The following is a 9457-nucleotide window of genomic DNA, read 5'->3' as shown; positions in this document are numbered from 1 at the left end:
CACGCCGAGGAACGCATGATCACCCTGACCTTTCAAGATCTGTAGCGTTCACTGGCATGAGCGAGATCACATCGCGCACCGCCAAGGTGCTGCTCTCCCTGCTGCTGGTCCTCGCGGGCACCTTCACGACGGCCGGCCCGGTGGCCGCGGCGCCGGTCACCGTCGCTCAGGCGACCTGCGGTGACACGTCCGCGTTCCGCCGGGTGGCCCTGTCCAGCCTGCCGAGCCAGGCCACGGACACCCTCCGGCTGATCCAGCGGGGCGGCCCGTACCCGTACTCGCAGGACAACCAGACCTTTTACAACCGCGAGGGCATCCTCCCGGCCTGCCCGACCGGCTACTACAAGGAGTACACGGTCAAGACGCCCGGCATCTCCACCCGCGGCGCGCGGCGGATCGTGACCGGCAACGCCACGCCGAAGCTGTACTTCTACACGCCGGACCACTACGCGAGCTTCGTCCTGGTGGACATCACCCGTTAGCCGGACACGCCCTGCCGATCTCCCGGCGGCGGCGAGATCGGCAGGGCACACTAGGACGGGTACTGCTGTGGGCGCGAGGAGTGTGACGTGTACCGGGTGTTCGAGGCCCTCGACGAGCTGGTCACGATCGTCGAGGAAGCGCGTGGCGTGCCGATGACCTCCGGGTGCGTCGTGCCGCGCGGTGACGTGCTCGAACTCCTCGACGACGTGCGCGACGCCATCCCCGCGGAGCTGGACGACGCCCAAGACGTGCTCGACCACCGCGACGAGCTGGTCGGCAAGGCGCAGCACGACGCGGACCAGGCGCTGAGCAAGGCGCGGTCCGATGCCGAGCGGATGGTCGCCGAGGCGCAGCACGAGGCCGAGCGGATGCTGTCCGAGGCGCGGGCGCGGGCCGAGCGGATGGTCGCCGAGGCCGAGGACCAGGCACAGCGCACCGTCGCCGCGGGCCGCCAGGAGTACGAGGACCTGGTGGGCCGGGCGCACGCCGAGGCCGACCGGATGGTCCAGGCGGGCCGGGCGAACTACGAGCGCGCGATCGAGGAGGGCCGGGCGGAGCAGGCGCGCCTGGTCGACGGCACCGAGGTGGTGCAGGCCGCGCACGCCGAGGCGGCGCGCGTGCTGGACGCCGCCCAGACCGAGGCGATCCGGCTGCGCAGCGAGTGCGACGCGTACGTGGACGGCAAGCTGGCCGACTTCGAGGACCTGCTCGCGCACACCCTGCGCAGCGTCGGCAAGGGCCGCTCGCACCTGCGCGGCCCGGCCGTCGCCAGCGCGGCGGCGCCGTTCGACTATCACGAATAACCCGACCGGACGAGGCCCCGACCAGCCGATTTCACGCGGACGCCCGTTGTCCCGTACCCTTGACCGGCTGGTCGTGGTAAATCCCCGACGGCAACACCAAACATCATGTCTGAGCACCGTCACGCCTCCGCGCGTCCCACAGCGACCGGGCCCTGGGTCATCGACACCAGGGACCTCGGGCGTCGTGCGGGCTCCAGCCGCGGGTTGCGCAGGACGGTGCCCGCGGAGGGCCTCGGCCTGCTGGGCGTGATCGCGGTGCCGGCGGGGGGCAACGTCGAACTCGACCTCCTGCTGGAGTCGGTGGTCGAAGGCGTGCTCGTGACGGGCACGGCCGCGACGGTGGTCGAAGGGGAGTGCTCGCGCTGCCTGGAACCGCTGTCCGCGGAGGTCGAGGTGGAGCTGACCGAGCTGTACGCGTACCCGGACAGCACCACCGACGAGACCACCGAAGAGGACGAGGTCAGCCGTCTGCACGACGACCTGATCGACCTCGAACCCGTGGTGCGCGACGCCATCGTGCTCGCGCTGCCGCAGGTGCCGCTGTGCTCGCCGGACTGCCTCGGGCTGTGCGTCGACTGCGGCGGCAAGCTGGCTGATCTCGGCCCCGACCACGGGCATGAGACGATTGACCCCCGTTGGGCGGCTCTGCAGGAGCGGTTCGACGGGAATCGTGACAATCCAGAGGAGAACTAGTCGTGGCCGTCCCGAAGCGGAAGATGTCGCGCTCGAACACGCGCTCGCGCCGCGCTCAGTGGAAGACCGCTGCCGTGCACCTGGTGGCCTGCCAGAACAAGGCCTGCCGCCAGCCGAAGCCGCAGCACGTCGCCTGCCCGGCCTGTGGCCAGTACGACGGCCGCCAGGTCGTCCAGCCGGCCTGATCACCCCTCTGGCGAAGGTAGCGGCGAATCGTGGGGGGTAGGTCGTCGCGCGGTCGGTCCGCCGACCGCGCCCCGTTGCTCGAAGCGCTCGGCGTCCCCTTGGACGCCGAGCTGCTGACGCTCGCGCTCACACACCGGTCGTACGCGTACGAGAACGGCGGCCTGCCGCCGAACGAGCGGCTGGAATTCCTCGGCGACGCGGTGCTCGGCCTGGTCGTCACCGACCACCTGTACCGCACGCACCCGGAATTGCCCGAGGGGCAGCTCGCCAAGCTGCGCGCGAGCGTGGTGAACATGCACGCCCTGGCGGGTGTGGCCCGCGGGCTCGGCGACGACGGGTTGGGCGGGCACCTCCTGCTCGGTCGCGGCGAGGAGCTGACCGGGGGCAGGGACAAGGCGAGCATCCTCGCCGACGGCCTGGAAGCCGTCATCGGCGCGGTCTACCTGCAGTTCGGCATAGACACCGCGCGTCAACTCGTTCACCACTTGTTCGACCCGCTGTTGGCGGAAGCGCCGCTGCGAGGTGCTGGACTTGACTGGAAGACGAGTCTCCAGGAGCTGACCGCGTCCGCGGGGCTGGGCGTCCCCGAATACCGGGTGGACGACCAGGGCCCGGACCACCGCAAGGAGTTCACCGCCACGGTGCTCGTCGGTGGTCAGGCCTACGGCACCGGCGACGGGCGCACGAAGAAGGAAGCCGAGCAGAAGGCGGCCGAGGCCGCCTACCGCGTGCTGCACGAACGGGTCCGCGCCGAGGAGACCGGCGCGTCCGGGAACGGCCACGCACCCGGCTCGGCCGCGCAGGCATCACCTCAGGCTTCACCTCAGGCTGCACCTACTCAGGAAGACTGACGCCGAAATGTATGCCACGAACGTCCGGACCCGGCGCGCGCGCCACGCGCGTCCGTCCCGCCCGCTCAACGCCAGCCGCAACGGCGGCATCCAGGGCCTCGTACTCGTGCGCGACACCGCCCAGGCCGGTGGCTGGATGCTCAAGCCGACCAAGCCGCAGGCCGCCGCCTACGAGATGCTCGAGCAGCTGGAGCAGGCCGAGGCCGCCGAGCGCGACTCCGAGGACTGATCACCCGCCCGTGCCCGAGCTGCCCGAGGTAGAGGTCGTCCGCCGAGGTCTGCACGAGCACGTCGCGGGGAGGACCGTCGCCGCGGTCGAAGTCCTCCACCCACGCGCGATCCGCCGACACCTGCCCGGTGCGGCGGATTTCGCGCTGCGCCTGACCGGTCAGCGCCTGGAGGCCGCGCGTCGTCGCGGCAAGTACCTGTGGGTCGACCTGTCGGGCGGTGACGCCATGCTCGCGCACCTCGGCATGAGCGGCCAGCTGCTGGTCCAGCCGGTCGGCGCGCCGGACGAGAAGCACCTGCGGGTGCGGGTCCGGTTCGCCGACGACGGCCCCGAGCTGCGGTTCGTGGACCAGCGCACGTTCGGCGGGCTGGCGTTGGCGGACATCGTCGAGGTCGACGGGACCCGGTTGCCGCAGCCGGTGGCGCACATCGCGCGCGATCCGATGGACCCGGCGTACGACCCGGTCGCGGCCGTCGCGGCGCTGCGGAAGCGGCGCACCGAGGTCAAGCGCGCCCTGCTCGACCAGACGCTCGTCTCCGGCGTGGGCAACATCTACGCCGACGAGGCGCTGTGGCGGGCCAGGCTGCACGGGTTGCGGCCCACGGACAAGCTGACCAGGGCCAAGGCCGCCGAGCTGCTCGCGCACGCCACGCAGGTGATGCAGGAGGCGCTGGGCGCGGGCGGTACGTCGTTCGACGCGCTCTACGTCAACGTGAACGGCCAGTCGGGCTACTTCGACCGGGCCCTGGCCGTGTACGGCCGGGAGGACGAGCCGTGCCGGCGGTGCGGGACGCCGATCAGGCGCGAGCCGTTCATGAACCGCTCGTCCTACTCGTGCCCGCGCTGCCAACCCCGGCCGAGGGGTTGACGGCTCACCGCGCCGGGTCGGCGAGCCTGCGCAGCAGCGGGGTGACCGCTCTGAGCGCCTCGCGCTCTTCCGGTTCCAGCCGGGACAGCCGTTCGGACAGCAATTCGGCCTCGCCGTGCGCCAGGGACAGGATGGTGTCCCGACCGAGACCGGTCAGTTCCACGATCGTGGCCCGCCCGTCAGCCGGATCGGATTCGCGGCGCACCAGGCCGTTGGATTCCAGACCCGTCACCACCGTGGTCGCCGTGGGCTGCGAGCACAGCGCCCGCACCGCGATCTCACCGATCCGCATCGGCCCTTGTGAGGCGAGTTCCGCGAGGACGAGCAGCTGCGTAGGCTGCAATCGCCGGACGGACGCGGACTGGCGCAGGCTGCGGATCAGCCGGTGCACGGCGACCACGAGTTGTAACGCGTCCTGACTAGTCACACTGGTGGTCATCAGACCTCCTCGTGGCTCACCGTGAGTGAGCAAGTGTCCGAATTCGGACAGGACATTCGCACTATCGCAGTACGGCTGTCCAGAGAACGGTTTCATTCGCACCCGGATGTACTCACACTTTCCGCACCGATGCGGAGAAGGAACCGTCAAAACGGCATAAAGGGCTGGCGGGCCCGCATCAAGACGGTGTCAGGAAGTTCGCCGAACGTAGTCGTCACGATGGCGGGACGACGTCCGGGCGTAGTGTCTCAGCGTGACAAAGGTGCTGGTGGTCGATGACGAGCCGCAGATCGTGCGGGCGTTGCGGATCAACCTGTCCGCCCGCGGCTACTCGGTGCTGACCGCGCACGACGGCACGGCGGCGCTCAAGGCGGCGGCCGAGGGCAAGCCGGACGTGGTCGTGCTCGACTTGGGGCTGCCGGACGTGGACGGCACCGAGGTGATCGCGGGCCTGCGCGGCTGGACGACCGTGCCGATCATCGTGCTGTCCGCGCGGGTCGACTCCGCCGACAAGGTGCAGGCGCTGGACGCCGGCGCCGACGACTACGTGACCAAGCCGTTCGGGATGGACGAGCTGCTGGCCCGGTTGCGCGCGGCGGTGCGGCGCTCGGCGGTGGCGGAGGGCGAGGACGCGGTCGTGGAGACGGCGTCGTTCAGCGTGGACCTGGCGGCGAAGAAGGTGCGCCGCGACGGCGTCGAGGTGCACCTGACGCCCACGGAGTGGGGTCTGCTGGAGATCCTGGCCCGCAACCGGGGCCGGCTGGTGGCGCAGAAGCAGCTGCTGCAGGAGGTGTGGGGCCCGGCGTACGCGAAGGAGACCCACTACCTGCGCGTCTACCTGGCCCAGTTGCGCCGCAAGCTGGAACCCGAGCCCTCGCACCCCCGGCACCTGGTGACCGAGCCCGGGATGGGCTACCGGTTCGAGCCCTAGAGCCGCTCGCGCCACCACCGCGAGCCGGTGAGGTTCAGCCCGCCGGCAGGGTGGGGTGGCGCTGGAACAGGAACGCGGTGCGCACCACGAGTTCCTTGACGCGCGCCGCGGTCCGGCCGGTGAGGACGCGTTCCTTCGGGCTGTCGTCGTCGTTCACGAACTGGATCAGGCCGTCGTGGCGACCGAGGCTGATGCACTGGATGCGGTAGCGGAAGCGGAGCCGCTCGTCGGGCCGGCCGCCGTCGAGCCGCTCGGCCAGCGCCCGCACGGCCTGCTGCGTCGTGGGCAGGCCCGTCGCGCACGCCATGCGCAGTTCCAGGCCGTCGTGCCGCTTGATCGCGGCGGCGTCGCCGACGGCCAGGACCTCCGGGTGCGAGATCGACGTCAACGTCTGGTCGACCAGCACGCGGCCGTGGCCGTCCACGGCGAGCCCCGACCGCGCCGCCAGGTCCGGCACGGTGAAACCGGCCGTCCAGACGACCGCGTCGGCGGCGACGACCTCACCGGTGCCGAGCACGAGACCGTCGGCGCGGACCTCGGTGACGTCGGCGTGGTCGCGCACCCGGACACCGAGCCGGTGGAACGCGCGGTGCAGGTGCCGCCTGCCCTTGTCCGACAGGGCGTCGCCGAACCCGCCCGCGGTGACCAGCAGCACGTCCAGGTCCGGGCGCGACTCGGCCAGTTCGGAGGCGGCCTCGATGCCGGTCAGCCCACCGCCCATCACGGCGACCGTGCGCGCCGTCTTCAGCGCCACGGCGAGCTTCTCGGCGTCCTCACGGGTCGAGACGGCGTGCGCGTGCTCGGCCGCACCGGGTACGCCGGCCAGGTTCGCGTGGCTGCCCAGGGCGTAGATCAGCCGGTCGTAGGCCAGCGCGCCGCCGGTGACCTGGATCTTGCGGGTGTCCGGGTCGATGTCGGTGACCCGGTCCACCACCAGGTCGACGCCGGTGCCCTGGAGGAGGTCGGCGAGCGGGACGTCGCCCCGCAGCCGCTGCCCCACCGCGAGCTGGTGCAGCCGGACCCGTTCCACGAACCGGTCCCGCGCGTTGACCAGGGTGACGCGGGAGTCGGTCCACTTCGCCGCCAGCTTGGCCGCGGCCAAGCCCGCGTAACCCGCACCGACCACCACGATGTGCTCTGCCATGTCCCCGTCCTTTCGTCACCAGAGGAGCGAGACGGGAGCGGTCGGTGTGACGGCTTAGGGTGTGAGGCGTGTCACCTGTTTCCGTGCTGCACACCTGGCAGCTTCCCGAGACCGTCCTCACCGCCGTCCGCGAGCTGCTCGACGAGGCGTTCGACGGCGATTTCGGCGACGAGGACTGGGAGCACAGCCTGGGCGGCGTGCACGCCCTGATCTGGGACGGCGACGAACTGATCGGCCACGGCTCCGTCGTGCAGCGGCGGTTGCTGCACGACGGGCGCGCGCTGCGGGCCGGGTACGTGGAGGGTGTCGCGGTGCGGTCGGACCGGCGCCGCCAGGGCGTCGGCGGCGCCGTGATGGCGGCTCTGGAGGACGTCGTGCGCGGCGCGTACCCCCTCGGCGCCCTCAGCGCTTCGGAGGACGCTCTGGCGTTCTACGCGGCGCGTGGGTGGCAGCGGTGGCGGGGCAGGACGTTCGCGTTGACGCCCACCGGGGTCGAGCGCACCGAGGAGGAGGACGACGGGGTCTTCGTCCTGCCGGTCGTACCGCTCGACCTCGCGGGCGACCTCACCTGCGACTGGCGTGACGGCGACGTCTGGTAGCTACGGGGTGTCCGGTGGGGACGGGGTCTCGTCGGTCGTCGTCGGCGTGGTGGTGGCGCTGGACGACGTGGAGGACGACGGCGACGGCGGGCGGTAGGACGACGGCGGGTTGCTCGGCGGCTGGGTGGTCCGCGGCTCGGACGATGTCTCCGCGACCCGCTCCGGGACCGGGCTCGCCGGTTCGGTCGGCTGCGAGCCGTCCTCCCGGCGCGGCGGCTCCGGCGGTTGCGCGCCCGCCCGCTTGGACACCGTGACCACCACCGTGGCCGTCCGCGCGCCCGGCACGGCGTTCGCAGGCACTTCCTCCGTCGTCCCGACCTCCGCCAGCGGCTCCGGTGGTGGCGCCACCTTGGAGCCACCACCGGCCAGCACCGACGCGAGCGTGGCGATCACGGTGGCGACGGCGGCGCCGCCCGCGGCGAGCAGCACCACCGAGGAGACCTTCTTCTTCGGCGACGCGCGCTGTTCTTCCTCGAACACACCATCTCCCTGTGGGGGATCCGGACGGATGGTCAGTGTTCGGGTTATCGGCGGCTCGCGCCGCGTGCCTCATCGTTCAGGCGGTGATCCACACGATGGTGTGGGTGACCGTCACCGGCGGCGGACGATCTCGTTACGTGCCGGCCGGCGGGTCGGTCGGCTCGGTCGTGGTCGTCGTGGTGGTGGTCGTGGTCGTGGTCGTCGTCGGCTTGGAGGTGGTCGTCGGTGGGGTCGTGGTGACCACGGGCGGCGGGGTGGTGGTCGTCGGCTGGGCGCCGGTGTCCTCGACCGTCGTGGTCGTGGTGGTGCCGTCCGGCCTGGTCACCGTGGTCACCCGGGTGCGGCGCGACGTGGTCGTCGTGGTGGTGGTCTCGGTCGTGGTGGTGGTCGACTCCACCGTGGTCGTCGGGCTGACTGAGGACGACGACGTGCGCGGCGCCGTGCTGAGGGTGCTGCGGGACACGACGTCCTCACGCGGCGGCTGGGTGCCGGACGACGCGTCCGGGGTGGCACCCGCCAGGGACGCGATGGTGGCGAAGATCGTCGACACGGCGACACCGGACGCGGCCAGCAGCACGTGGGGCGACACGCGCAGGCGGCGGCGCTCGGGCTCCGGGGTCTCGTACAACGGTTCTCCCAAGGTCTGTCGGACGTCGTCTCTACCAGCCGAAGTTCTGGGTCCAGTACCAGCCGCGGGTGTCCAGACCCACGCCGATGGTGGTGAACCCGCAGTTCAGGATGTTGCGGCGGTGCCCGTCGGAGTTCATCCAGGCCCTCATGACCTGCTCGGCGGACCGCTGGCCCATGGCGATGTTCTCGCCGCCCGGGTTGGGGTAGCCGGCGGCGCGCATCCGCTGGGCGAAACCGACGCCCTCGGGGGTCGTGTGCGAGAAGTAGTCCCGCTCCGCCATGTCGGTGCTGTGGCCCTGCGCGGCCTCGACCACCCGGTCGTCCACCTCCAGCGGCTTGCAGCCGGCGAGGTCGCGGGCCTCGTTCACCAGGGCGACGACCTGCTGCGCCTGTGACACGGCGGCGGGCGTGGTCGTCGTCGTGGGTGCCGCGGACGGTTCGGACGTCGTGGTCGTCGTCTCCGTCGTCGTGGTGGTTTCGGTGGTCGTGATGGTCGTCGCGGTGGTGGTCTCGGTGGACGGTGGCGCCTCGGTCGTGGTCGGCAGCGGTCGCGGCTCGGGGCTCCGCGCGGGCTCGCCGACGCCACCCACCCCGCCGACGCCGATGTTGTCGGAACCGCCGCTCTGTGCTGCGCTTTCCCCGACGAACGGGGCGAGCTGTTCCGGGTTGGCGAAGGCGACGCCGGTCGCACCGGCCGCGCCGAGGAGCAGGCCGACGAGTCCGCCGATCACGGATCGGTTACCGCGCCGTGCTGTCACGGTCGCGCACCGTACCACTAATGGGTGAAATGACAGGATGGTTCTTGTGCCTGGAGTAGAGCGGACCGTGCGCCTGACCGCCTGGGTGCGGGGTCACGTGCAAGGGGTCGGTTTCCGGTGGTGGACCCGTGCGCGGGCGCTTGAGCTGGGACTTGTCGGGTCGGCGTCCAACCTGCGCGACGGTCGGGTCGAGGTGAACGCGGAAGGTGCCGAAGCCGCGTGCCGGGAGTTGTTGGTCGCGCTGCGTTCCGGTGACGCCCCCGGTCGGGTGGACTCGATCGTGGAGCGCTGGTCGGAGGCCCGCGGGGGCCTCACCGGTTTCGTCGAGCGTTGAACGCCCGGGGGCCCGGTGGCGTAGTACTT

At 71.6% G+C, this 9457-nt stretch carries 15 protein-coding genes; 10 read left to right on the top strand and 5 right to left on the bottom strand.

The features are described 5' to 3' along the window. Positions 1 to 56: 56 nt before the first annotated feature. The 7 genes from A6A25_RS32120 to mutM all read left to right on the top strand — a co-directional run bounded on the left by A6A25_RS32120 (position 57) and on the right by mutM (position 4113). Positions 57 to 482: a ribonuclease domain-containing protein gene (locus A6A25_RS32120; protein WP_073896641.1), complete on the top strand. Its 426-nt coding sequence runs from the start codon at positions 57 to 59 to the stop codon at positions 480 to 482. 87 nt (positions 483 to 569) lie between these two features. Beyond that, entirely contained in the window at positions 570 to 1286 is a 717-nt protein-coding gene (locus A6A25_RS32115; RefSeq protein ID WP_073896639.1) for a DivIVA domain-containing protein, read from the top strand. A 105-nt stretch (positions 1287 to 1391) separates the two neighbouring features. Next, positions 1392 to 1979 carry a YceD family protein gene (locus A6A25_RS32110; protein WP_073896637.1) on the top strand — a complete coding sequence of 196 codons (588 nt, stop codon included), beginning with the start codon at positions 1392 to 1394 and terminating at the stop codon, positions 1977 to 1979. A 2-nt stretch (positions 1980 to 1981) separates the two neighbouring features. Beyond that, positions 1982 to 2164 (top strand): 50S ribosomal protein L32, encoded by a 183-nt coding sequence (gene rpmF / locus A6A25_RS32105; protein ID WP_073896635.1) that lies wholly within the window; start codon positions 1982 to 1984, stop codon positions 2162 to 2164. Between the two features lie 30 nt (positions 2165 to 2194). Next, on the top strand, positions 2195 to 3016 hold the full coding sequence (gene rnc / locus A6A25_RS32100) for a ribonuclease III (RefSeq protein WP_073896632.1): 822 nt from the start codon (positions 2195 to 2197) through the stop codon (positions 3014 to 3016). 7 nt (positions 3017 to 3023) lie between these two features. Continuing rightward, positions 3024 to 3245 (top strand): hypothetical protein, encoded by a 222-nt coding sequence (locus tag A6A25_RS32095; RefSeq protein ID WP_073896630.1) that lies wholly within the window; start codon positions 3024 to 3026, stop codon positions 3243 to 3245. A gap of 10 nt (positions 3246 to 3255) precedes the next feature. Next, complete coding sequence (gene mutM / locus A6A25_RS32090) at positions 3256 to 4113, top strand: bifunctional DNA-formamidopyrimidine glycosylase/DNA-(apurinic or apyrimidinic site) lyase (RefSeq protein ID WP_073896628.1); 858 nt, start codon at positions 3256 to 3258, stop codon at positions 4111 to 4113. A gap of 4 nt (positions 4114 to 4117) precedes the next feature. Here mutM and A6A25_RS32085 read toward each other — a convergent pair whose 3' ends face one another. After that, on the bottom strand, positions 4118 to 4552 hold the full coding sequence (locus tag A6A25_RS32085; protein ID WP_073896626.1) for a MarR family winged helix-turn-helix transcriptional regulator: 435 nt from the start codon (positions 4550 to 4552) through the stop codon (positions 4118 to 4120). 253 nt (positions 4553 to 4805) lie between these two features. On the opposite strand from A6A25_RS32085, the gene A6A25_RS32080 reads away from it, so the two are divergent. Beyond that, positions 4806 to 5483 (top strand): response regulator, encoded by a 678-nt coding sequence (locus A6A25_RS32080; protein WP_073896624.1) that lies wholly within the window; start codon positions 4806 to 4808, stop codon positions 5481 to 5483. A 34-nt stretch (positions 5484 to 5517) separates the two neighbouring features. Here the strand turns inward: A6A25_RS32080 and A6A25_RS32075 are convergent, their stop codons facing one another. Further along, positions 5518 to 6627: an NAD(P)/FAD-dependent oxidoreductase gene (locus tag A6A25_RS32075; protein ID WP_198932931.1), complete on the bottom strand. Its 1110-nt coding sequence runs from the start codon at positions 6625 to 6627 to the stop codon at positions 5518 to 5520. Between the two features lie 68 nt (positions 6628 to 6695). Between A6A25_RS32075 and A6A25_RS32070 the strand changes: the two genes are divergently transcribed. Then, positions 6696 to 7226 (top strand): GNAT family N-acetyltransferase, encoded by a 531-nt coding sequence (locus A6A25_RS32070; RefSeq protein ID WP_073896622.1) that lies wholly within the window; start codon positions 6696 to 6698, stop codon positions 7224 to 7226. Here the strand turns inward: A6A25_RS32070 and A6A25_RS32065 are convergent, their stop codons facing one another. The 3 genes from A6A25_RS32065 to A6A25_RS32055 form a co-directional block, all read right to left on the bottom strand. Next, complete coding sequence (locus A6A25_RS32065) at positions 7227 to 7706, bottom strand: hypothetical protein (protein WP_073896620.1); 480 nt, start codon at positions 7704 to 7706, stop codon at positions 7227 to 7229. A gap of 133 nt (positions 7707 to 7839) precedes the next feature. Beyond that, positions 7840 to 8334 (bottom strand): hypothetical protein, encoded by a 495-nt coding sequence (locus A6A25_RS44340; protein WP_073896618.1) that lies wholly within the window; start codon positions 8332 to 8334, stop codon positions 7840 to 7842. 31 nt (positions 8335 to 8365) lie between these two features. After that, positions 8366 to 9094 carry a CAP domain-containing protein gene (locus A6A25_RS32055; protein ID WP_083668845.1) on the bottom strand — a complete coding sequence of 243 codons (729 nt, stop codon included), beginning with the start codon at positions 9092 to 9094 and terminating at the stop codon, positions 8366 to 8368. Positions 9095 to 9131: 37 nt separating this feature from the next. Here A6A25_RS32055 and A6A25_RS32050 point away from each other — a divergent pair, with 37 nt between their 5' ends. After that, on the top strand, positions 9132 to 9428 hold the full coding sequence (locus tag A6A25_RS32050) for an acylphosphatase (protein ID WP_073896614.1): 297 nt from the start codon (positions 9132 to 9134) through the stop codon (positions 9426 to 9428). The last annotated feature ends 29 nt before the right edge of the window (positions 9429 to 9457 follow it).

It is taken from the genome of Saccharothrix sp. CB00851, from assembly GCF_001905065.1.
Lineage (GTDB): Bacteria > Actinomycetota > Actinomycetes > Mycobacteriales > Pseudonocardiaceae > Actinosynnema.
This window is presented reverse-complemented; position numbering and strand designations above follow the sequence as displayed.